Genomic DNA, 23,463 nt, shown 5'->3' on the forward strand with positions numbered 1-23,463 from the left:
ATGACGGGACGTTTCAGTGGTGAGCACCGCTTCCGGGCTCTCGAGCAAGACTGGACCATGCGGTTCGATTTCAACGCTCTGGCCGAGTTCGAAGACTTCAAGGGCGATGGCACCTCGGCCATGGCCTTCATCGGGAAGATGGAGGCGCATCCCGAACAGGTGTCGATTTCCGACCTGCGCGCGCTGCTTTGGGTAGGGCTGTTGCGCCATCACCCTGAGGCCACGCTGCAGACCGCTGGCGACATCATGAGCGCGGCGCCGGACGTGCTGACGGCCGCCATCTCCGCGGCCCTGCCATCGCAGGAGGCAGGAAAGCGGCAGGGAAAGGGGAAGGGGTCGGGAAAGGGGGGCAAGGCGCGCCCTTCGGCCTGAGGAGTCTTGAACGCGCCTACCTGCAGGCCGGCGGCGACCCCGAGCGCTTCGGGGGGCTGACGCCCCGGACACTCGCCCTGCATCTCGAAGCCGCGGCGGAGCAGGCCCGGGCCGTGCGCCGCCGCACCATCGAACAGGCCTGGCTCACGGCAGCGCTGGTGCGGGCCGAGAAGCTGACGCCTCTGCCGGAGCTGCTGGCGGAGGTCACGCCGCGTGACCCGGAAGAGGTCGCGGCGGAACAACGCGCACGACTGCGCACCCTGAGTGCAACCCTGCCAAAGAGGAGCTGGGCGGAATGGCAACAGCGATGATCGGGCGAATGCAGGCGGTCCTGGGCCTCGATGCCAGCAGCTTCAAGCGCTCGCTGGCAGAGGCCCGGGGCAATACCAGTAGTTTCTCCCGCGACCTGATCAGCATGTCCACGCGGATCGCTGCCGGGCTCTCGGCTGCCGTGGCCTCCATCGGCGCGGTGACGGCGGCCACGGTGGCCCAGGCCACCGAGATCTCCCGCCTGAGCCAGCTGGCCAATACCGGCACCACGACCTTCCAGCGGTGGGCCGCGGCAGCGGGCGCCTATGGCGTCGAGCAGGATCAGCTTGCGGACATGCTGAAGGACATGAACGACCGGGTGGGGGACTTCCTTTCCACCGGCGGCGGCCCGATGGCGGACTTCTTCGAGACCATCGCGCCCAAGGTGGGCGTGACGGCCGACCAGTTCCGCCGGCTCTCGGGGCCGGAGGCGCTGCAGCTCTATGTCGACAGCCTGCAGAAGGCGGGCGTGAACCAGCAGCAGATGACCTTCTACATGGAGGCGCTCTCCTCGGAGGCCACGCAGCTGGTGCCGCTGCTGCAGGACGGCGGCGCCGAGATGCAGCGCCTCGGCGACAGGGCGCAGGATGTGGGGGCGGTGCTGGATAAGGACACGGTGGCGGCGATGACGGCCACGCGGCTCTCGCTCTCGGAGATCTCCATGTCGCTCGCCGGGCTGCGCAACCGCATCGCCACGGCAGCCCTGCCGTCGCTGCAGCTCTTCGCCAGCATGCTGGCCGAAGGCAGCGGGCAGGGCGGTCTCCTGACGCAGGTCGTGACCACGCTCGCCGGGAACCTCGACCGCATCGTGACCTATGCCGGGGTCGCGGCTACCGCCATCGGGACCTATCTCGCCGGGGCTTTCGTGGCCGCGCGGATCGGGGCGGCGACCTTGACCGGCACGCTGGTGGCCCTGCGAACGGCGCTGATCCGACTGGGCTTCGGGCTGGTGATCGTGGCGGCCGGGGAGCTGGCGCTCCAGCTCACGCGCCTGTCGAAGGGAGCGGGCGGCATCGGGGAGGCCTTCCAACTGCTGGCGGATGTGGGGGTCGAGGTGTTTGACCGGCTCAAGCTCGCCGGTTCAGGCCTGCTGGCCGGCATGAAGGCGGTTTGGCTCGGTCTCACCGCAGATGGGCTCGATGCCTTCGAGGCGATTGTCTCGGGTGGGGTCAGTTTTGCGAACCGCTACATCGGCATCTATCGCGGCGCCTTTGGGGCCATCACGGCGCTCTGGGGCGGGCTGCCCGAGGTGCTGGGCTCTGTCGCCTTCGCAGCGGCCGACAGCATCGTTGCGGGTGTCGAGAGCATGCTCAATGGCGTGGTGTCCGGGATCAACAGCTTCATCGCGGCCGTCAATGACAAGATCCCCGAGAGCCTGAAGGAGCGCTTCTCCATCGGACTGGTGGGCGATGTAAGCCTGGGCGGGATCAGCAACCCCTATGCGGGGGCGATGTCGGACACGGCCGCTGCCATGACCGAGGCCTTCCGGGAGGGCTTCGGCACCGATACCCTCGGTCCCCTGGATACCTCCGCGCTCTCCGGCGCGGCCACGGCCGCCCGGGACGCGGCCGATACCGCCAGCCTCGCAGCCAGCTCGGTGGGCGCGCTGGCAACCACGCCGCTGACTGCCTGGCAGAAGCTGCAGGCGGTGCTGACGTCGGGGCGGGAGGAGGTCGAGGGGACCGCCACCTCTGTGGCGGAGCTCGCCGGCGCCTTCGACACTGCCGGCGCGGCCGGCGCCGGGGCGGCGGAGACGACGAAGGCAAAGATCACCGAGCTGCAGAAGGCCACCGACGACTGGGCCACGAGCTGGCGAGACGGCTTCAAGGGGCTTGTGACCGGCACGAAGAGCCTGGGCGAGGCGCTCTCGGGAGTCATCGACAAGCTCTCCGACATGCTGGCGAATGAGGCCTTCCAGCTGCTCTGGAGTGGAACGGGCAGCACCGGCTCCGGCTGGTCCGGGATCAGCAGCCTTGCTTCTTCCGTGCTCGGGAGCCTGATCGGGGCCAATGCCAATGGCACCGAGAGCTGGCAGGGCGGGCTCAGCCTTGTCAATGAGCGCGGCGGCGAGATCCAGAACTTGCCCGACGGGACGCAGATCATCCCGCACGACATCTCGAAGAGGATGGCCGACAGCGCCGCGTCGAATGCCGGCGCGGTCAATATCACGGCCAGCCAGATGACGCTCACGGATGACGGCCAGATCATGGCGGTGGTGCAGGCCGCGGTGCAGCAGGGTGAACAGCGCGCGGTACGCAAGATGCAGAGCACGCTCCGAACACAGCCCAAAACCCTCTCGGGGCTCCGATGACCAAGGTTTATGCTTGGCCGCCAGTGGGCCTGACGGGATGGGAGTTGACGACCTCGGCCCCGGTCTCCCGCTCGGCGAGCTTCTTCTCCGGGCGCAGTCGCACCTCCTCCTTCCAGAGAGCGCGCCGGCTGGCGACGGCAACGGTCTCCGGCATCGGGGCTGATCTGAACGGCGCGGGCTACATCGAGGCCCTGAAGCGCTTCCTCGAGGGCGGCACGCACCTGGTGCGCGTCGAGTGCCTTTCCCCGCTCTGGCTGCTGGCCCGGGCCGGGGCGGATCTGCGCACGGCGCTGATTGCCTTCCAGGATGCGGGGCAGCTGGTCTCTCTGCAGGACGGCACAGCCGGGATCCTGCTCGGCGATGGGCCCTGGGGCCTGGCGGCCACCCCCGAAGCGGATGGCATCTGGAACGGGCTGCGCATCGAGGGACTGCCACCCGGCCGGATCGTCGCCCGTCCCTCGGAGCGGATCACCGTCACCGACGGCACGGTGACGCAGGGCGCCACCATCATCCGGCCCGCGGTCGCGGATGCGGAGGGCGCGGCCCTAATCCGCACCTTCGAGGCGATCACCCTCTCCGGCCTCGCCAGTATCGGGGAGCGCGAGAGCATTGTCTTCGAGGCGCAGGAGCTGCCCCGGGCGGTACAGACGGCCGGGGCGGACTTTTCATATGCCTGGGACTTCCGAGAGGTCTTCGAGGATGAGTTCGAGAACTGGGAGGAGCTGGATCCATGGGCTTGAAGCGCGGCGCCTCGGCGGATCTGCTCACCAACCTCGCGGGCCACTTCCACCCGGTGCTGCTCATGGCGGCGGAATGGCCCGATTCCATGGTGCGCCTGCACACTGGCGTCGGCACGCTCTCCTGGGACGGCCAGGACTGGACGGGGACCAGCGTACTGGTGGAGGGCAGCCTGCTCTCCATCACGGAGCTGGACTTGCCGGAAGAGGCGGGCGGTCTCGCCACGCCGGACGCCAGCCTGCAGATCGCGGGGCCGCTGGAGGCGGTTCTGGCCGAGCGCGGCAAGGCGATCCGCAATCTCGCCTTCACGGCCTGGTTCGCCACCACCACCGAACGGGCGGGTACCACGCTGGCGGCGGATCCGGTGGAGATCTTCTCGGGCTACTACGCCTCGCGCACCATGTCGCTCAGCCGTAGCGCGGCGGCGCTCTATGCCCATGCCCTGGTGATCGGGCTCGGCATCGGGCCTTCGGCGCGGGCAGCGGCCTCGATCACCCATAGTGCTGAGGATCAGGCGGCGCGCTTTCCCGGCGATACGGCAGGACGTCAAGTGCAGAACGCCATAAAGCGCTCGCTCAACCCCTCGATTTGGCCCGAACCATGAGACGGGGTGTCACTGGAGCCGAAGAGGTTTTGGCAGTCGCCCGCCGGGCCATGCAGGGCCGCTTCGACTGGGGGCGGGGCGATTGCGCGACGGCGGCCTGCGCTGCCTGGGCCCTCCTCTGGGGGTGGCCGGATCCGATGCGGGGGGTGCGGGGACGCTATACCGACATGCATGGCGCGCTTCGCCTGCTGCGCCCTGCCGGCAGCTATGCGCGATGGTGCGCGCTGACCTTCGAGGGCGTCGGCCTGCGGGCCACGGCGGAGCCCCGGGTGGGCGATCTCGTCCTGGGCCCGGCGCCGCGCCCCTTCGATCACGTGCTGGGGCTGAGCCTCGGCGCAGGCCGCATGGCCCTCAAGGGGCAGATCGGCCTGCTCATTCTGTCTTGCGATGTCTATGGAGGCTGGACATGCCCGGATTGATCACGGCGGCTTCGGCCTGGCTCGCCACGGCCTTCACCGGGCTTGGCGCCTCGGCTGCCACGGCCTCGGTCCTGGCTTCGGCCACCCTGCGCCTCGGTGCCAGCGTGCTGCTGAACGCAGTCGGCAATGCGCTGGTGGGCGGCAGTTCGTCCTCCTCGGTCAGCGCCCAGGATCTCACGCGCGAGCTCTCGGCCCCGACCACCGAGCCCTCCTATCGCTTCGTCTATGGCGAGACCCGCGCGACCGGTACGCCGGTCGGCACTCCGGTGCGCGGGGAGTATATCTGGGGCTGCTGGATCCTGAACTCGCGGCCCTCCGAACTGCTCGACCCGGTGCTCTACCTCGACAAGCGCGAGGTGGTGGCCGAGGGCGATCCCTTCGACTTCTCCCTCTCTGGTGGGGCACGGCCGACGAATAGCCCCTTCGAGGATCACCTGATCTACTGGATCGGGCGAGGCGACCAGACCAGCCCGCCGGCGCGATTCCTGCAGGATGCTCCCTGGGCCGAAGGCGGCGACGAGGAGCTTTGGCTGGCCTCGGATGCCTGGCGCGGGCGCACCGTGATCTGGGCTGCCATGGTGGCAGGGGAGAACAGCGAGCGCCAGGAGCGCTGGCCCTCGACCCCGCCGCTGGTCGAGGTCGAGGGACGCTGGACGAAAGTCTGGGATCCGCGCGACGCCAGTCAGGACGCCGGGGATGCCTCGACCTGGACCTGGTCGGACAATCACGCGCTCTGCGTGCTCGATGCGCTGATGCAGAACCCGATCCGGGCCTATCGCCTGACCAACCTCGACCAGGTCTCGATCATCGAGGCGGCGGATGTGGCGGCTCAGACCGTGGCCCTGGCGAGTGGCGGATCGGAGGACCGCTACCGGGTGGCGGGCACGCTCACCTTCGGCGATGGCGAGATTGAGGATCAGATCAACCCGATGGTGCTGAGCGGGGCCGCCAACCTGATACGGATCGGCGGCAAGCTCGGTCTCGCGGCCGGCATGTACCGGGCCCCCGAGGTCGAGGTCAGCGAATTCATCGGCTCCAGCTTTGAGGCGGTGGACCTGCTTGCGGAGGCCGATCTCGTCAACGAGTTGCGCGTGAGCTATCTCTCGCCGGCCCGCGGCTACGAGAGCGCTGACCTGCAGCCCTGGTCGATCCCTGGCGCGATCGAGGAAGATGGCGGGGTGGCAGCGCCGGAGAGCCTCGATCTCGCCTTCTGCCCCTCGCCATACCAGGCCATGCGGGTGCGCAAGATCGCCGGGCTGCGCCTGCGCCGGCAGGAGAAGATTACCGCCATGCTACCGCCCGAGGCCTTCGACCTCATAGGCGGCGCCACGCTGAGGGTGGCCATTCCGGATCCTCTCTTCGAGACCTTCAACGGGATCTACGAGGTGGAGAGCATTCATCCCGGTCTCGATCCCATCGGAGACAGCGGAGAGGTGGCGATGCGGCTGCCGGCCGAGATCGTGCGGCATGGCGTGGAGATCTACGACTGGGATCCGGCGGAAGACGAGGAGGAGGTCACCGACGAGCCCTATGACAGCACCCGCTCCGGTGTGCAGCTGCCCGGCGAGATCGTGGTGACCACCGGCGCGGCGGCGAACCTTTCGACCGGTGGCGGGATCATCCCCCGCATCCGCTTCGCCTTTGAGGCCTCCCTTTCGAGTGGTGTTGACAGCTACGAATGGCAGTTCCGCGAGGAGGATGGCGTCTGGGAAGCCGGGGGCTCTATCGACGGGGCTATTCGGGACGCCTCGGATCAGGTGTTCGGGCACCTGATCGCGGTGGCGGGGCAGCTCTACGATCTGCGAGTGCGTACGGTGGCCGCAGCCGGCAAGTCGGAATGGCGCGAGATCACTGGCGTCATGGCTGTCGTCAGTATCGAGCTGGACCTGCCAACTGGCGGGGTGGCGGAAGAGACCGAGGCCGGCACGGTGGAGGTCAGCTTCACGCTGCCCAATGACGCCGATGTCCGGGCTGTCGAGATCTACGCAGGGGCCTCCACTGAGGCGGCTGCGGCCTCGGCGCTGGCGGATCCGGTCTATGCCGCCGCGAACACGGTGGTCCGGGTGGAAGAGACCGGCCTCGGTTCGGGCATCACCCGCTACTACTTCGCCCGGTCGCGCGGTGACTTTGCCGCTGCCTCCGGGTTCACCGAGGCCGTCTCTGTGACGACGGCCTGAGTTCAATCAGGGAACACAAGAATGGCATTTGAAATCCCCGTCGAAGGCACGGCGCCAAAGGTTGCGTCCAAGGCCAAGTTTGAAGCCGCGGTGAACGCCGAGTTTGAGGCGCGCGACAGCCGCATCGACGCGCTCTCCGCAGGCGAGCGCCGCATCGGCTCCTGGGATCCGGCGGAGGCCTTCCCGGGCGGTGAGGGAGTCTCGGCCGGGGACTGGTGGGAATGTTCTGCGGCGGGCACGCGGGACGGTCTGACCTTCGCCGTCGGCGATGGCGTCCAGGCGCTGGTCGATATGCCTTCCACCACGGTTGCGGCGGGCAACTGGGACATCAGGCGGCTGAGCCAGATCGTGAAGCGGGTCTATGACCTGCCCGCCACCCTGCAGGCCTCACTGGAGGCCGGGCGCGGAACAGGGCAGTTCTGGGACTACAGGGAGGTCGGCAGCGGCGCTTATATCGAGACCGATGCCGAGTCGGCTTTTGATGCCGACACGGCACCGGAGGGCTATCACCTGCTGACGGGCAGCGGAGCGAAGCTGATCGTCCTGCCGCTGGGCCTGGCCTACAATGTGCTGGCCTTCGGCGCGGACCGCACCGGGGCCATGGACTCGACGGCGGCCTTCCAGCTTGCAGTGGATGTGGCCTATGCGACGGGCAATCTGAAGGTCCACGTGCCCTATGGGGAATACATCGTGCACGAGTTGCAGTGGCGGCCCGGTGTTCGGATGGTCGGGGCCGGCTACCGGCGGGGGCTGGGCACTGGCTACTGGGGCACGCGGCTGACACGCACAGAAGATGTGCCGATCATTCAGGCCATCGGCACATCGGTCACGGAAGGTGGCCCGGGTCTGTTGGAGCCTGAGTTCCATGACATCATGTTCGACGGCGCCGGCCTCACCTCGGCCATTATGCAGCTCTTCGCCGTGCATGCCGCAAACTTCTGGCGGTGCTTCTGGACCAATGTGCAGGGGCGGTGGATCAACGCTCAAGAGCTCTTCGACAGCCGCTTCTTTGACTGTCGCTTCATGAATGGCGGTGTCACGGGTGGTGCGGTCGGCGGCTTTGACCTCCTCTCCGGCGCCTCCTTCGAGGCGACCAACCAGGTGCATTTCATGAATTGCGTCTTCGAGGCCTTCCGCGGCACGGCGATCCGCGCCTGGAAGTCCGACATCGGCGAGACCGCCTGGAAGACCAACGAGATCTACTTCACCTGTACCAAGGTCGAGGGCAACGCCACCGATGATCCGCTGATGGTGTTTGGCTACTGCGGCGGGGTGCACTTCAACCTTGCGCAGATCTGCTGCCGCGGCACCGAGGGCGAGACCAATGATTATGTGATCGGCTTCGATCATGCCAACAATGTGACCGGCACGCTGCACATGGAAGTTTCTGCCGGGGATGACACACCCGCGGACTGGTCCAGCTACATCGATATAAAGGAGAGCGTGAACATCGACCTGATGCTCTCGCCCTATGGTCAGGCGATTGCTGGCGACAGTGCCGTGACCTTCGACGGCAACAACAGCAATACGCTGCGCGTCACACTTGTGGGGACGGCCACGGCGAACGGGGCCAATCCGACGGACTTCCCCTATATCCTGACCCGCGAGGGCAAGGGGCGCATCGTGGCCAGCGCGAACACCCGCGCCGGGCTGGAGATGACGGATCCGACCCGCGCGACGGGCGAGGTCTGGCGCTGGCAGCTGACCGAGATTGAAGACAGCGAAGGAGAGGTTGAAGGCTCCAAGGCCACTTTCTCGCACAACGGCGCCGATGTGCTGACCCTGCAGAACGACAACACAGTCGTGGCGCATGTGGCCTTCCGCAGCGAGGCGCCGGTGACCTACCCGAGTTATGCCATGGCGGAGCTGCCCTCGGCCCTGACAGCCGGGCAGATGATCTTCATTCCCGACGAGGCCGACGGGGCCACGCTCGCCTTCAGCGCCGGCGGCAACTGGAAGCGGCTGCGCGACAGCGTGAACGTGTCCGCGGGATGAACATGCCCGTGATCGAGACCTGGGCCGCTTTCCTGCGCAACATGGTGGCGACGTTGATTGCGGTCGGGGCGCTCTTGGCGGGGGGGTGGTTCATCCTCGGCCCCCGCGTCACCGCCTGGGTTCTGCATGAGCTGGAACTCGACAGCGTCGCCACGACGCTGGCCACCCTGCAGAGCGTCCAGCAGACCCAGCAGGGCACGCTCTCGACCATCAGCCATACGCAGGCGCAGACGGCCGAGACCCTGGCCGCCGTGGTGGATCGTATCGCCGCCCTGGAGAAGACCGCCCGGGATGATCGCATGCCGCCGATCCGCTTTGTCGAGGACAGCCTGCGGGTGACCTCGGGGCGGGTGGGGGAGTTCCTGCGCTTCGAGGTGCAGTTCGTGAAGACACGCGAATGCGGCCGGCCGGTGGCGGAGGCCTTCTTTGTCGACGGCGAGGGCATCAGCCATGCCTTCACCGACAAGAGCAGCACCGCCGAGGATGGCCGCAGCATCGCCGCCCCGCTTGCTACCATGCCCCGAGCGATCCGCTTCCTGGCGCGGATCCCCGAGGACCAGGGCGTGGCGCCCAGCGAGCCGAACCAGTTCGCCCGCGCCTATCTGCTGGTCTCCTGGCCGGATTGTCCCAACGTGGCGCCGCTGCGCTCGCCGAGCGCGCCATTCCAGATCTTCCCTTAACCCCGGCCCTAGTGCCGGCACCCGACACCTTGCCCCGCCTGCGGGGGCTGACCCATTGGAGAACGCACATGCAGAAGTCTGTCGACGACATGGCCCGTGAGATCGTCGCCCGCGAGGGCGGTTTCGTCAACGATCCCGACGACCCGGGCGGCGCAACCAAGTGGGGCGTCACCATCCATACCGCCCGCCGGCTGGATTTGGATATCGACGGGGATGGCGATGTTGACGTGGACGACATCCGCGCCCTGACGCAGGCGGATGCCGTTGCAATCTTCATGGCGGATTACTTCCGTAAGCCGAAGATCGACCGTCTCCCCGGGGCGCTGCAGCCGGGCGTCTTTGACATGTACGTCAACGCCGGGGGCAACGCAGTGAAGATCCTGCAGCGCCTGGTGGGCGCCACGGCAGACGGCGCCCTCGGCCCGAACACCTTGCGGAAGGTTGCAGGCGCGGGAGACGCCAAGGACCTGGCCGTGAACTATGCGTTGGCACGCCGGAACTGGTACTTCGCGTTAGCAGACCGCAAGCCGACCCTGCGCAAATACGCCCGCACCCGCGCCGGCGGAAAGGGCGGGTGGATCACCCGGGCCGAGGCGTTCATGCCGTCGCAGCTGCACATGGATGCGGCCGAGTTCCGGGCGCGCACGCAAGGCTGGGGCTGATGATCCGGCTTATCCTCAAGTACGGGATCGGCGGGCAGAGCGGGAAGCGGGAGCTGAGCCTTGCCATCCTGCTCTTCGTCATGGGCATTGTCCTCGAGGCGGTCAGGGCAGAGGCCAACGGTTCGGAGATGGTGGGCACCTGGGGCTTCCTGGCGCTGGCCTTCCCCGCTGCCGTCGCCTCGGCCGTCGCCGCCTTCGGGCTGGAGCATGTCTCGCAAAGGGGCGTGCCGACACGGAAGGGGCGGCATGATCAGCCTGATTAAGCCCTATCTGGTCGTGGGTGTGCTCACCGCGGCCCTCGCGGCTTGCGCCTTCTGCGGCCTCACCGGCTACCGCCACGGCGTAGCGGTGACCGAGGCCCGGCAGGAGAAGGCCCGGCAGCAGACCCAAGCCGATCTCTATGCCCTCGGTGCCCGCATCGGGCAGCTGGCTGGGGCGCTGGAAGCCGCCCGCGCCAAACAGGCAACACGCGCAACGGAGCTTGAAGATGCCGCACGAAAAGATCCTGACGACAGCCCTGGTCTTAGCGCTGAGCGCATGCAGCGCCTCTACCAGCGATGGGGTGCACCTTGAGCCTCTCCCCGCCGCCGTTGTGCAGCCGTGTCCCGCGCCCTGGGAGATCGTGCCGCGGCGGGCGCTGAGCCCGGCGGAGGTGGAGATCTATCTCGGGCGGGTAGGGGAGGCTCTGGCGGACTGCGAGGGCAGGCGGGGGATTGCGGTGGAGGCTTATGAAGGAGCGGCTGCGGTGATGGGGGGAAGTGCAGAAAAATAGCGCACATGGCGCTACTACGGAATCACATCGGTGCCCGTCGTGTACCAGACAGGACCCACGCCATCCGGAAGCGCCAGATCGTCCCATGTCAGGACCACGTTGACATGCGGGTGGTTGCCGAAGAGCAAGAGCGCGTCTTTCGCCGTCGGCGCCACCACGTAGCCCTCTGCCGGGACCGTGCCGTCATCGGTTTCATCGAAAAAGAAGATCCACTTTGGCATTGGCGGATCTTACTTCGTCAAGCTTAATGGCAAGTTAGAGATGTGAGCGATGAGAGAACCGCACGTGTGCCCTTCAGCCGCAGTGGAAGGCTTCAAGAAACAGCGAAGTGCCGCGGACATACAAGGCGAATCTCAGTCGAGTAGCTTTTGAAAGGATGATATTAAATCTAGCGGAATGAATTTAGGTTGTTCACGCAGTGCAGTTTTAATAATTCTGTTCGGCAGTGATCTATTGTTTTGAGTGGCGTTCGGGATAACATCCTTGTATCCTAAGTTCTCAACTACTAGCTTCTCCAGCTTATGTCCATTCATTGATAGCATGATTTTTGGGCACTTGAACGTTTTATCGTTCAAGTATTTTACTTCCACTCTTTCACACGATGGTGTCTCTGCCGGTAGAATTCTATTGCAAATGATATCTATGTTTCTCTGCCAGGTCTCGTCACTCCATGTGTGCGGGGAAACTTGAGATTCCAACCCATCTAGCTTGATCTCGAACTTAGCTTTTTGAAAGTTCTCTGACACCAAGTCTAGAATTATCAAGGCGGGGTCTAGGAGCAAGCTTTCGATGCTATATCTCGTCCGATGCCCTAACACCTCAATGTATTTGGTGGGGTTGTTTTTTGTGTCCCAGTCGACGATTCCTCTAATGGATTCAGCCTCATTCTCGACTAAGTTGCCTACAACTTGATAGACTTTACCACATCCCGATCCTTCTTCTCTCGCCCCCCCTGAAGGGTCCTTCACTTTTGTTCCTACTGATATAAAGCTTAAGGAACGCTCGGAGTGTAAATACTTTGCGTACATTTGGTATAAGTTATTGTAGCGACACGCATCTATGACTCCTTCGACAAAAACTTGACGTCTGCCGCTGAAAGATATCGCGAGAGTTGGGACGCCGTCCGTCAGATTTCTAATGCCTTGGTCTTTTGAAATGCCAACTAACTTGGTAGGTTCTATCTGAAAAATTTCACCCTCTTCGGCAAGGGCAACCGTTGTTGGGCTATGGGTTGCTATTATGAAGTTAACGTCTGCTTCACTAAGGAAGTCACTTTTTGCGATGTCGAACATCTTTCTAATCATAGAAGGGTGTAATACGGCGTCAATCTCGTCTAAGAGAACCAGTCCTGGTAGCTGGAGGCTCGATGTACTCGCTTTTTGACTGAACAGTGCGAGCACCAATTTGAATATGATCTGTTCACCGGAGGACAGGTCCTCGCTATCGATAGTGGTGCATGTAGATTTCTTGCGTAGCTCGGGTGTAAAGTTTGTCTCAATAAGGTGGTCGGGTATAGATATTTCTAAATCTAGATTGGCCGTTTCTAGGAGTTCGTTGAGTATCTCCCATGGGGCCCTTCCATACTCCTCTTCGAATTGTGACAAGGTGAGGGCTCCGTCATTCGAATAGCCAAGCGCTTGTGCGCCTGCTTGTCTTAAGTTCTCATTGAACTGAATTTTGTAGGCGCCGAATATCTTAGAAATGTTCGGCGTGAATATATTGTTTTGACTTATCCTTCCGATAATTTCTAGGTTGATGTCGCGATTATTCTTAAATATTATTTGAATTATATTCTTGGCAAGTTCAAGTTGTTGTTCTCGAGTGTCGGCGGAAATCGGCCTCTGATCTCTGATGCGTGATATTTGGTTAGCAATGCCAATAATGTATTGGTCTAGTCGTATTTGCGTGGATTCGTCGGAGCGAAATGTCTTAATTTCAGGCAGGTTAAATAAATCACGATCTTTAATTGATGCGGCGAACGTTTTAAAGGAGTCCAGTGATATGGCGGCTTGGGGGTTTTGGGATGCATATGTTTGCATTTCCTGAAGGAAGGTGTTTTTGATTTTAATTATTTTATTTCTTTTCTCTGATAGCTCTTTAGTGCTTTTGTCGTGCTGGTATTCTGAAATTTTCGGTGGTGCAACGTCGTGTAGATCTAGAAATATTGCTCCCTTGCGTTTGGCTGAGGAGTATACTTTTTCTTCCGCTATCCCCTTTAGTAGCTGAGTTTTTCCGGATCCGTTAATTCCGGTAATTATTGTAATTCGTGGAAGTTTGATTTCTGAAAACGGTCCTAATGATTTGTATGCTTCTTTCATTTCAACGGTGTGGGACATATTGTTCTCGCTAATTTAATTGTCTGTTTTGCAGGGTGCCGGCATTTTTGCAGGCCCGTAGCATGATTAATTCCAAGTCGCGTCGCTTCGGAATGGGTGTATGGCTGGCATAGGGCGTGTATCAGGTTGTCAATGACACACTTGTGCGTGTGTTGTGTAGGGGCCAGACGCAATTCGTTTCACAGCCAGAGCAAGACAGTTGCGGCAAGCATGATTTTAGAGCAGACCTTTTCCGGACATCGGTCTTGTCTTGTGGCCTCGCGCCGCCAGTCCTTTAGGCGACAGAACATGATCTCGATGCGGTCGCGCCGCTTGTCGTATCTCACCGCCTTCTAGCGGGATGTCCGGTTTGTGATGCAAACCATTATGGCTTTGTCTTTCAAGGCTTCTCTGAACCAATCGGCATCATTGCCCCGATCTGTCAAAAGCCAGCCCGCCTTCGGCAGGCTGCCCAGCAGCGCCGCCGCGTCTGTGTAAATGCTGACATGCCCGGCCGACATTAAGAACGCGATCGTGCGCCCCTTCGCATCGGCGGCAGCGTGCAGCTTGCGCAAGTAAATATGTGTATATTTTGCGCAATATGAGGTTCGCCTGCGGCGGCACCGATGCTATTGATATAGTGCGCATGCGGCAATTGTGCCGCGCAGAAGATCCCCAGCTTCACGGGGGTGCCGCGAGATCAGGTTCTGTCGAGGCGACATGTGGCCGGTCCGATAATGTCGGCGCCGAGAATATGCGGATTTACTGGCATGCCTCGGCGCCGGAGGAGAAGGCAGACACCCACGTTCCTTGATTAACTCTTGATCCGGGCCCTGGTGCGGTTTCGGACGCTCTGGTCCCGTTTCGGTGCGGAATGGGCCAGTTTGCACGGATCGAAACAAGATTAAAACATGAACAGACCCACGACACAACGTGAACAAAGCCGTAGTCACTGCCCTCCGAAGGCAGAGGCCATAGGTTCGAATCCTATTGGGTGCACCATCCCCTCCCGAAAATCAGTTTTCAGTCGCCTGACGGCGCGAGCTGGAACTTTTGCCATCTGGAAACCGTGGTCGCGTCATGTTCCGCGTCGGCGCGCAGCGCCTCGCGATGCGCTGCCCTGATGTAAGGGGAGATTTCCGACAGGCGTTCATGCAGGCGCGGCTGTCCTGCAGAGCTCTCCGCCTGGGGCCGATTTGCCAGGCGCCGACAGGACCCATGACGCCGATAGGCCCCGCGACATCCCGCAGAACAGGGGGCAGGCCTGCATCCCGGGCCGGACGTTTCAAGGCGAAACCGTCAAATTCGACAAGAGCCGACACAAGCGCCGACACAAGGGCCGAAACCGCATCGGGATCATGTTCGGAAGGCTCAGGGACTGGCAGCATGTGGCGACCCGTCATGGCAGATGCCCCAAGGACATTTTTGCCATTGCCTTGGCCGCGACCGCGCGGTTCCGGTCATGGGGGCCGAGCGTGATCCGGGCGTTGCACGCAGCATTTTGACGGATCGTGGCAGGCCAGATCGCTCCGGATCGGCAAGGGGGCGTGCCGGTCCGCTTGGAGAAGTGTCGGTCCCGGAGCCAGTGCTCCGGGACCGGCTGATTATTCGGCAGCCTGTGCCTGCTGTCGGGCGTTGTACATCGCCAGTTCGCGGTGGATCTGCAGCGCGAGGTACTTCGAATAGATCCGGCACTGGCCAAGCCCGCCTCCGGTGAACCACAGGCCCGGCTGAGCGGTCTTGCTCCACATGTTCTTCAGTTCGCCGGTGTCATCCAGCCCCCAGACCTCACCCACGCGGTCGGCGAAACTGTCGCCAAGGATCGCACGGACGGTTTCCTGCTGGTTCTTGAAGCCGGTGGCAAAGACGACCAGTTCGGCCGGGATGAGCGCGCCGTCGGACATTTGCAGGCCATTTTCGGCCAGGCCCTCCACATCGGCCGCATTCACCACCTTGATGGTGCCGTCGACGATCAGATCCGAGCAGCCGAGGTTGAAGTAGTAGCCACCACCGCGCCGGAGATACATCGGCTGGAAGCCGCTGTCGTCCGGGCCGAACTCGATGCGGAACCCCTTGGCCTTCAGCCCTTCCAGCAGGGGGGTGTCGACCTGGCGCGCACGCTCCGTCAGCGCCTGGCAGGCCTCCAGCAGCACCGGGAAGGGTGTGCCGGAACTGATCAGGTCGGTATCTTCAAGGGGCAGGCCCTCGTTGTAGAGGGTGTAGAGCTTCTGCGCCTCGGCCAGGCTGATCACATAGGTCGGGCTGCGCTGGATCATCGTCACCTGTGCGCCGTTGGCGGCCAGGTCCTGGGCCACGTCGTGGGCCGAGTTCCCGGTGCCCACGACAACCACCGGCTTGCCGGACCAGTCGCTGCCGTCATGGAATGCGGCCGAGTGGACGACCTGGCCCTTGAAGGCTTCCAGGCCGGGCATCTTCGGCGCCGTCGGGATGGAACTGACGCCGGTGGCGAAAATCACGTGTCGGGGACGCAGGCGGCGCTCGCCATGTTGGGCGCTCTTGACGGTGATGTCCCAGAACCCGCTGGCCTCGTCATGGCTGGCGGCCACGATCTCGGTCTCGTTCCAGGTGTTGATCTCCATCGCCTCTGCGTAGATCTCGAACCAGTTGGCCAGCTTGTCCTTCGGGATGTAGTTGGGCCAGCTGTCGGGGAAGGGCATGTCCGGCAGGTGGTTCATGTTGGTCTGGTTGTGCAGGACCAGCGCGTCGTAGCGGTTGCGCCAGTTGTCGCCGGTGCGTTTCTGGCGGTCGATGACCAGGGTGTCGATGCCCATGTTGGTCAGCCGTGCGGCTGCCGCCAGACCTGCCTGGCCACCGCCGACGACCATCACGGCCGGGTCGTGATCGAGATAGGCCCGGGCGCGGGCGCGCTGGTCCTTCCAGGTCGGGCCGCCGAAGAGGCGCTCGTATTCGGGCAGACGGGCGCCGCCCAGATCGTCATATTCGTCCGAGAGGTCCTGCAGCGCGGTCATGCAGCTCCAGCCACGCAGGCCGTCCTCGGTGGCCAGGAGGCGCACCATGCCTGCGGCAGGGCCCCAGGCCGCGTCGCAGGTGAACAGAAGCTCGATCACCTGGCGGTTGTTGCGGGTGGCCAGGCGCGGCGGGGTGCGGCCCTCTGCCAGACGGAAGTTCGCCGGGCGCGGCGTGCCTGCGGTTTCCTCCAGCAGCGCCGCGATGCGGTCCTTGCCCGAGGCCGTGGTGATGGTGTCGCCGAGCACCAGGATGTCGCGCCAGTGGCAGTCGTCAACGAAGAGCGCGGTGACGGCGGCGCTGTCGCCTGATGCCAGGGCGTTGTCCAGCGCGGCCAGCCATTGGGTGGCGCCGGTGGTGATGTCTGTCGTATCGAGGGGGGTCATGTTGCCTCCGCTAAGATGTTGGCGGCCGATCAGGCCAGAAAACGGCGCAGCGTGGCGTCGAAGAGATCGGGGGATTGGTAGTTGCACAGGTGGGCGCCCGGCAGCACCACCAGCTCGGATCCGGGGATCCGGGCCGAGAGCTCTGCCATGATGGCGGGCGTGGTGGCGATGTCGCTTTCGCCCGCGATCAGCAGGGTGGGAGCGGTGATCCGGGGCAGGACTCCGGTGAGGTCGGTGCCGTCCAGACTGCGGCAGCAGCCGCAGAAACCTTCGACGGCCGAAGCCATCATGGCGCGGCGCAGCGTCTCGACGCGCGCGGGCTGGCCGGCATGGAAATCCTCGGTCAGGAAGCGGGCCAGGGTGCCCTCGACAACCGGGCCCAGTCCATCGGCGCGGGCGGTGTCGATGCGGGCCTGCCAGGCCGCGTGGCCCTCGGGGCCATAGCGCCAGGTGGTATTGGCCAGGATCAGCTTGTCCACCCGGTCGGGGTAGCGGCTGGCGAAATCCTGCGCCATGACGCCGGACATCGAAGCGCCCAGCAGGTGCGCCCTGTCGATGCCGAGGTGGTCCATCAGCGCCAGCACGTCGTCTGACATCTGCGCCACGGTTTCCGCCGGGGTCGCATCGCGGCTGAGGCCGTGGCCGCGGGTGTCGGGGCAGACCACGCGGAAGCTGTCGGACAGGGTTTCCAGCGGGCCGGCCCATTGCTCGGACGAGGCCAGCAGGGCGTGGCACAGGATCAGCCAGGGGCCGGTCTCGCCCTTGATACGGTAGCCGAGGGTGCTGCCATCTGCGGCGACAAAGGTGTTCTGGGTCATTGCGGAGCTTTCATGGCACGTTTCAGTGCGGGGATTTCCTGTTCCAGCTGGGCCAGAACCGTGTCGATCAGGGCGGGAACCTCGGCGGCGGGGCGGGTGCCCACGGCGTCGAAGACCCGGTGCTTGACGAAGAACCGCCAGGCGGTCGGCAGCCGGTCGAGGACGGCGCTCAGCGCGTCATAGGCGGCGGCGTTCCAGGTGGTCTCGAAGGCGGCACGGCCGGGGCCGAAATCGAAATGCGCCGGGGCCAGGGACTGGGCCATGTCGGCACGCAGGGCCTCGGTGGCGGGCAGGTCCGGCGCGCCGTCCTTCAGCACCACGCCGTAGAGCGCCTGCGCCGCGTCGACCGAGACCAGCCTGCGCCGCACGTCCAGCGCCACGGCCTCGGGCGCACGGGTCAGGGGATCGCCCCAGCCGCCCGAGCCGCCGCTGACCACCTGCATGATGTCGCCGGGGTTCAGGGTGATGACGTCGAGGTTGCCCATGTCCTGCGCGGCCGGCGTGCCGGGGTTGACCACCAGCGCGGCGGGTTGTCCTGCGCGGCCGCCCTCGGCGCCCCAGCAGGCAAAGCGCGACCGGTCGCGGTTTCGCGCCGAGACCATGGTGCGTGGTGCGAAGACCTCGAAGGACACGGTCAGGGCCATGCCGCCGCGGTGCTTGCCGGCGCCGCCGCTGTCAGGAGCCAGGCCATAGCGATGGAACTTGATCGGCAGCTCGGCCTCGTTGATCTCCACGGGCGTGTTCTTCAGGAAGCCGTTGTTGCCGCCCGAGCCCTCCGGCCCGTCGCGCAGGGGCGTGCCGCCAGAGCCGCCGGTGACCGGCCCGATGGAGGTCATGCGCCGCTTGCCTGATACCGGATCGCTGGTCTGGACGCTGACGATGGGCCCGCCGCTGGAGGGTGCTGCCGGCAGCCGGCCGGGCAGCGCGCGGGAAAAGGCGCCCAGGATCACCCCCATCAGCCGGACGGTGGAGATCGAGCGCAACCCGACCGCCGCCGGATAGGCGGGGTTCAGGATCGATCCTTCGGGCGCGATGGCGCGGAAGGGCCGCAAAAGGCCGGCGTTCAGCTGGATGCGCGGATCCAGCGAATAGAGCACGTAGATCAGCCCGACCATAAGAAGGGCGTGACGCTCGTGTCCGCCGGTGGGCATGTTGAGCGAGGATTGCACCTGCGGATCGGAGCCGGTGAAATCCAGCTCTGCCGTCTCGCCACGCACCCGCAGGGTCAGGTGCAGCCGGCAGGGTTTGCCGTCCGGGCTGTCCTCGTCGATGAAGTCGGTGAAGCTGTAATCGCCGTCCTCGATGGAGGCCAGCAGGGCCTTTGCCTGCCGTTCGGCCAGGTCCATCAGGGAGGCGATGCCATTGCGGAAATGCTCCGCGCCGAACTGCTCCAGCAGTTCCTTTGCATGGCGTTCGCCGGTGTTCAGCGCCGCGATCTGAGCCTTGAGGTCACCCCAGTTCTGATCCGGGTTGCGGACGTTGGTCATCAGGATGTCGACGACGCCCTGATCCAGTTCGCCTGCGCGCACCAGCTTGCGCGGGGCGATGCGGATGCCCTCCTGGTGCACCTCCGTCAGCGTGCGCGAGATCGAGGCGGGCACGGCGCCGCCCATGTCAGTGTTGTGGATGTGACCGACCGAGAAGCAGACAAGCTCGCCGTCATGGAAGACCGGCTTCCACAGGTGAATGTCGGGCGAATGGGTCGACACGAAGCCGCTGTAGGGGTCGTTGGTGATGCAGATGTCGCCCGGCTGGTAGTCGTCGATCATCCGGATCGCCTGGCCATAGTCGAGCCCGGTGAACCAGGTGGCCCCCAACTGGCGCGGCGAGGCGAAGGTCAGGCCCTCGGCATCCGTCAGGCCGGTGGTGAAATCCTCGGTCTCCTTGACGAAGGTCGAGTAGGCGGTGCGGTAGAGGGTGAAGGCCATCGCCTCGGCGGCGGCACGGCAGCGGTTGCCGAAGATCGCCAGGTCGATGGAATCCATGGAGAAATCCTTAGGCATTGCGCGTCACGATCAGGTTGGAGTGGATGTCGACATGGGCGGTGAAGCCCGCGGGAATGCAGCTGGTGGTGTCGGACTGCACGACCACTGCGGGCGAGGTGAAGCGCGCGCCCGGGGTCAGGGCGTCGCGGCGGAACATCGGGATCTGGCGGCGGGCACCGTCGAGGAAAACCTCGACCATGCGCTCGGGGCTTGCCTCGTGCGGGGTCTCGATGCCGACCGGGAAGCTGGGCTTCGGCACGATCCCGGCGATCGTCAGGCGCAGGGCAATGATCTGCACCCGGGCCGTGGGGTCGGAATAGTCGTAGATCTCATGATGGCGGGCGTGGAAGGCCGCCTTCATCGCTTCGATGTCCAGTGCGGCTTCGCGGTTGGCAAAGGGCACCTCGATCTCGAAGGACTGACCGGCATACCGCATCTCGGCAGCGATGGAGACGACGATCTCGGTGCCGGTGAACTGCTGTTCGTCGATCAGCCAGCTGCGGGCCTCGCGTTCCAGCGTCTCCAGCTCGGTCTCCAGCTTCGGCAGCAGTGCCGCGTCCAGATCGGCATAGAGGGTCGAGATGAAGTCGTTGCGCATGTCAGAGACGAGCCCGCCAAGCGCCGCCAGCACGCCCGGAGAGGGCGGCACGACCACGGTGGAAACGCCCAGCTCCTTCGCAAGGAAGCAGGTCAGCATGGGCCCCGCGCCGCCGAAGGCCATCAGCGAGATCGTCTTGGGGTCGATCCCGTCGCGCGACAGCAGCTTGCTGATCTCCAGGTGCATGTCCGAGACGGCGACGGCGACGATCGCCTCGGCCGCGTCCTCGGTGGGGCGAGCCAGGCCGCGGGCGACGGTATCGACGGCGGCTCGGGCGGCGTCATGGTCCAGCTTGAACTGATCATAGCCAAGGTCAGCGAGGCCGAGAAAGCCCATGACCACCAGCGCATCGGTGATCGTCGGACGCTCGCCGCCACGGCTGTAGCAGGCCGGGCCGGGGGTGGAACCGGCGCTTTCCGGGCCCACGGAGAGCAGGCCGAATTCATCCAGCGCGGCAATGGAGCCGCCGCCGCCGCCGATCGAGGTGACCGAGACGGAAGGGATATAGATCGGGAAATCTCCGATGATCTCGCCCACGCCATAGGTTGGGAGACCGTCGCGGATGACCGCCACGTCGGCGGAGGTGCCGCCGATATCCACGCTCATGACGCGGGGCAGGCCGGTCTGGCCGGCGATCAGCGCCGCGCCGACCACGCCCGAGGCGGTGCCCGACAGCAGCATCTGGGCGCAGTCCTTCTTGCCCGCCTCGGCGCGCATCAGCCCGCCGTTGGACTTGGTCAGCATCGGCGCAGCCGGCACGCCGCTGTCGCCAAGGGCCTTTTGCAGCGCGTCGATGTAGAAGCTGACGCGCGGCTGGACATAGCCGTGCAGCACGGCAGTGATGGTGCGTTCGTACTCGCGGATGATCGGCCAGACCTCGTGGCTGCAGAAGACCGGCAGGTCGGGGGCGTGCAGGGCCAGGTAGTCGCGGAAGGCGATCTCATGGGCCGGGTTGCGATAGCTGTGCAGCAGCGAAATGACGATTCCCTGGGCGCCCGCGGCGCGGGCATCGGCGAGGGTCCGGGCCATGGCCTCTTCGCTTGGGGCCAGGTCGACGCTGCCGTCGGACATGATGCGTTCGGCCAGGCCCAGCACGCGGTCGCGGGGGATCAGCGTGTCGGGGCGGCGCGACAGCAGATCGTAGGGATCGGGCATTTTCAGCCGAGCCACTTCCAGCACGTCACCGAAGTTTTCGGTGGTCACGAGACACAGGTCGATGCCGCGCCGCTGGATGATGGCGTTGATGCCGACCGTGGTGCCATGGGTGAAGTGGGTGATTTCCGACGGGGCGATGCCATAGCGTGCCTGCAGCATTCGGACACCTTCGGCGACATCCGCGCCGGGTTGGTCGGGGCGCGAGAACACCTTCATCGTGTGCAGCACGCCCGTGGCTTCGTCGAAGGCGCAGAGATCCGTGAAGGTCCCGCCGATATCGACGCCGACGCGATATCCCATAGTCGTTTCCTTTCCAGTTACGGCCAAAGGGGAGCGTGGCCGCACATGTTTTCAGCAGGCCGCAATCTCGCGAAACGACTTCGCGGATCGCAGGAGGAGGCCTGCAAGCTGTTGATGTGTTTCAGTTTTATTGGGGGTGCGGAGTGATGGCACAGCCCGTCCCTTGGGGGGCACTAAGCCGCAGCTTCGCGCTTGGCGTCAACTTCCACTATATATGTGTATCAAAGAAACTCATTTGTGATACAAAAGGTGAGAATTTGAGCGAGGAATCCCCCCATGGCCCCCGAGAGTGTGAAATCGGCGCAACGCGTCATCGAGATGCTGCGGGTCTTTGCCCGCTACCGAACGCCGCTGTCACAAGCCGAGTTGCTGGACGCGACGCACTATCCGCAATCCAGCATGACCGCGCTTCTCAAGACACTGACGGCAAACGGACTTTTGCACTACAACAGCTATACGCGTCAGTATTTCCCGACGATGCTGGTGAAGGATCTGGGCAGTTGGATCGAGGATCCGACTCCCGAAGCCGCTTGGATCACCCGCCTGATGACCGAGCTGCGCGCCTTCAGCGGCGAGACCGTTGCGCTCGGCGTGCAGAATGACACCATCATGATGTACCTGCGCAGTTTCGAATCGGATCACATCGTGCGCTACAACGTGCGGGCGGGGGAGCAGAGGCCGTTGCTGGATACCAGCATGGGCTGGCTGCTTCTGAGCCGGATGGACCCGCGCAGCATCGAACAAGTCTATCGCCGCTCTTCGTTGGAAACCCGCCAGAACGTCGGGCCCCTTGAGGACTTCCTGCTGGAGATGGAAAAGGTCCGTGGGCAGGACTACTGCTACGTTGCCAATATTCCCCCCAAAGCCGGGACCGTGTCGATGATCCTTCCGGCCACCTTCAACGGTGCGCCCATTGTCATCGGGGTAGGGGGCTTCATCGACCGGATGGAGGGGCGCGTTGATGAAATCCGCGCCGAGATGAGCCGCCTGATAGCGCTTTACCGCCCCGAGCCCTCGGCTGAGGGCTGAAGCGCGGGCATGTCCCGGATCAGACTTCGCATCTTCTGGGCGATCTCCGGGGCGACGGGCAGGATACGCTCAGTCGGGCCGCCGACCCCCATGACACGCAGTTGGCCGTTGAAATCGCCGGGCAGCAACATGGCAATGGTCATCGCACGATAGGGCCTTTCAAGGTCATGCCGGAAATAGCCGTCCTGCTCGCGGATGCGCGCCAGTTCCCTGGCTGTCCCCTCCGGGTCGAAGGGCGGGGTGTCCAGTTGGATGGCCGAACGCCGCAGGACCTGTTCAGCTGCATCGTCCGCCATCGCCGCCAGCAGGCGCCAGCCCATTGCGGATTCGGCCAGTGGCCTCTGGTCGCCCGCCGCGATGGCGTAGCGGATGACCGACGAGGATTCGACCGCGCCAAGGTATTGCAGGTAAAGGTCGTTGCGGATGCCCACGGCGACGGTTTCACCGAAGGCCTCGTGCAGCTGACGCATCATCGCGGCCACTGGTGCATCCACGCCGGGGCTGTCTTCCATCCACATTGTCAATCGCCGCAGCCGCGCCGAGGGAAAGTAATCCTGCCGCGTCGCGTTGAAGGTCAGGTATCCCATCTGCTGCAATGTCTTCAGAAGGTACATCGTGCTGGATCTTGGCAGCGACAGTCGGGCGGCCAGCTCCTGAAGCGTGGCGGGCCGGCGCAGCTCCTCGAATGAGGCCAGCACCAGCATGACCCGTTCGGCCGATTTCACGGTGGGCACGGATTTCGGCATCGCCTCTCTCCTTTGCGCGCTCCAAGAAGCGTCGTTCACATATGTGAATATCACCCCTTTGCCCGATTGCAAGATTGAGCGCCGGGCCGGGTGGGGGCAGCATA

Annotated in this window: 20 protein-coding genes and 1 pseudogene; 13 read left to right on the top strand and 8 right to left on the bottom strand. The window is 64.3% G+C overall.

Annotation, left to right across the window (positions count from 1 at the left end; genetic code table 11):
• From AC0WR5_RS09395 to AC0WR5_RS09450, 12 genes are all read left to right on the top strand, one after another.
• Positions 1 to 372 (top strand): hypothetical protein, encoded by a 372-nt coding sequence (locus AC0WR5_RS09395; protein WP_475868514.1) that lies wholly within the window; start codon positions 1 to 3, stop codon positions 370 to 372.
• A 113-nt stretch (positions 373 to 485) separates the two neighbouring features.
• Entirely contained in the window at positions 486 to 683 is a 198-nt protein-coding gene (locus tag AC0WR5_RS09400) for a hypothetical protein (RefSeq protein WP_475868516.1), read from the top strand.
• Positions 668 to 2,992 carry a phage tail tape measure protein gene (locus tag AC0WR5_RS09405; RefSeq protein WP_475868518.1) on the top strand — a complete coding sequence of 775 codons (2,325 nt, stop codon included), beginning with the start codon at positions 668 to 670 and terminating at the stop codon, positions 2,990 to 2,992. Before AC0WR5_RS09400 ends, AC0WR5_RS09405 begins: the two co-directional genes overlap by 16 nt.
• Positions 2,989 to 3,732, top strand: a complete 744-nt coding sequence (locus tag AC0WR5_RS09410) for a hypothetical protein (RefSeq protein ID WP_475868520.1) — start codon at positions 2,989 to 2,991, stop codon at positions 3,730 to 3,732. Before AC0WR5_RS09405 ends, AC0WR5_RS09410 begins: the two co-directional genes overlap by 4 nt.
• Complete coding sequence (locus tag AC0WR5_RS09415; protein WP_475868522.1) at positions 3,723 to 4,334, top strand: hypothetical protein; 612 nt, start codon at positions 3,723 to 3,725, stop codon at positions 4,332 to 4,334. Before AC0WR5_RS09410 ends, AC0WR5_RS09415 begins: the two co-directional genes overlap by 10 nt.
• Before the next feature lie 29 nt (positions 4,335 to 4,363).
• Entirely contained in the window at positions 4,364 to 4,753 is a 390-nt protein-coding gene (locus AC0WR5_RS09420; RefSeq protein ID WP_475868524.1) for a DUF6950 family protein, read from the top strand.
• A complete protein-coding gene (locus AC0WR5_RS09425; protein WP_475868526.1) occupies positions 4,741 to 6,930 on the top strand; it encodes a phage tail protein in 2,190 nt (729 codons plus the stop codon). The genes AC0WR5_RS09420 and AC0WR5_RS09425 overlap by 13 nt, the downstream gene beginning before the upstream one ends.
• Before the next feature lie 21 nt (positions 6,931 to 6,951).
• On the top strand, positions 6,952 to 8,925 hold the full coding sequence (locus tag AC0WR5_RS09430; RefSeq protein ID WP_475868528.1) for a hypothetical protein: 1,974 nt from the start codon (positions 6,952 to 6,954) through the stop codon (positions 8,923 to 8,925).
• A 2-nt stretch (positions 8,926 to 8,927) separates the two neighbouring features.
• Positions 8,928 to 9,605, top strand: coding sequence for a hypothetical protein (locus AC0WR5_RS09435; RefSeq protein ID WP_475868530.1), 678 nt, complete (start codon positions 8,928 to 8,930; stop codon positions 9,603 to 9,605).
• A gap of 68 nt (positions 9,606 to 9,673) precedes the next feature.
• Complete coding sequence (locus AC0WR5_RS09440; protein ID WP_475868532.1) at positions 9,674 to 10,267, top strand: holin-associated N-acetylmuramidase; 594 nt, start codon at positions 9,674 to 9,676, stop codon at positions 10,265 to 10,267.
• Positions 10,267 to 10,530, top strand: a complete 264-nt coding sequence (locus AC0WR5_RS09445; protein ID WP_475868534.1) for a hypothetical protein — start codon at positions 10,267 to 10,269, stop codon at positions 10,528 to 10,530. Before AC0WR5_RS09440 ends, AC0WR5_RS09445 begins: the two co-directional genes overlap by 1 nt.
• On the top strand, positions 10,514 to 10,840 hold the full coding sequence (locus AC0WR5_RS09450) for a hypothetical protein (protein WP_475868536.1): 327 nt from the start codon (positions 10,514 to 10,516) through the stop codon (positions 10,838 to 10,840). The genes AC0WR5_RS09445 and AC0WR5_RS09450 overlap by 17 nt, the downstream gene beginning before the upstream one ends.
• Positions 10,841 to 11,053: 213 nt before the next feature.
• Here the strand turns inward: AC0WR5_RS09450 and AC0WR5_RS09455 are convergent, their stop codons facing one another.
• The 7 genes and pseudogenes from AC0WR5_RS09455 to AC0WR5_RS09485 all read right to left on the bottom strand — a co-directional run bounded on the left by AC0WR5_RS09455 (position 11,054) and on the right by AC0WR5_RS09485 (position 21,584).
• Positions 11,054 to 11,260 (bottom strand): hypothetical protein, encoded by a 207-nt coding sequence (locus AC0WR5_RS09455; protein ID WP_475868538.1) that lies wholly within the window; start codon positions 11,258 to 11,260, stop codon positions 11,054 to 11,056.
• Positions 11,261 to 11,392: 132 nt separating this feature from the next.
• Positions 11,393 to 13,375 (bottom strand): AAA family ATPase, encoded by a 1,983-nt coding sequence (locus AC0WR5_RS09460; protein ID WP_475868540.1) that lies wholly within the window; start codon positions 13,373 to 13,375, stop codon positions 11,393 to 11,395.
• A 179-nt stretch (positions 13,376 to 13,554) separates the two neighbouring features.
• A pseudogene (locus AC0WR5_RS09465) lies at positions 13,555 to 13,923 on the bottom strand (transposase family protein); the annotation flags it as partial.
• A gap of 1,035 nt (positions 13,924 to 14,958) precedes the next feature.
• A complete protein-coding gene (locus AC0WR5_RS09470; protein WP_475868542.1) occupies positions 14,959 to 16,728 on the bottom strand; it encodes a flavin-containing monooxygenase in 1,770 nt (589 codons plus the stop codon).
• A 29-nt stretch (positions 16,729 to 16,757) separates the two neighbouring features.
• Positions 16,758 to 17,546 (bottom strand): alpha/beta fold hydrolase, encoded by a 789-nt coding sequence (locus AC0WR5_RS09475; protein ID WP_475868544.1) that lies wholly within the window; start codon positions 17,544 to 17,546, stop codon positions 16,758 to 16,760.
• Positions 17,543 to 19,531 (bottom strand): hydantoinase B/oxoprolinase family protein, encoded by a 1,989-nt coding sequence (locus tag AC0WR5_RS09480; RefSeq protein ID WP_475868546.1) that lies wholly within the window; start codon positions 19,529 to 19,531, stop codon positions 17,543 to 17,545. The genes AC0WR5_RS09475 and AC0WR5_RS09480 overlap by 4 nt, the downstream gene beginning before the upstream one ends.
• A gap of 10 nt (positions 19,532 to 19,541) precedes the next feature.
• Positions 19,542 to 21,584 (bottom strand): hydantoinase/oxoprolinase family protein, encoded by a 2,043-nt coding sequence (locus AC0WR5_RS09485; protein WP_475868548.1) that lies wholly within the window; start codon positions 21,582 to 21,584, stop codon positions 19,542 to 19,544.
• Between the two features lie 276 nt (positions 21,585 to 21,860).
• Between AC0WR5_RS09485 and AC0WR5_RS09490 the strand changes: the two genes are divergently transcribed.
• Positions 21,861 to 22,613: an IclR family transcriptional regulator gene (locus AC0WR5_RS09490; protein WP_475868550.1), complete on the top strand. Its 753-nt coding sequence runs from the start codon at positions 21,861 to 21,863 to the stop codon at positions 22,611 to 22,613.
• Here the strand turns inward: AC0WR5_RS09490 and AC0WR5_RS09495 are convergent.
• Positions 22,583 to 23,359, bottom strand: a complete 777-nt coding sequence (locus AC0WR5_RS09495) for an IclR family transcriptional regulator (protein ID WP_475868552.1) — start codon at positions 23,357 to 23,359, stop codon at positions 22,583 to 22,585. The two genes, AC0WR5_RS09490 and AC0WR5_RS09495, sit on opposite strands and share 31 nt — an antisense overlap.
• Positions 23,360 to 23,463: the final 104 nt, after the last annotated feature.

The organism is Pseudooceanicola sp. DL12, from assembly GCF_056270665.1.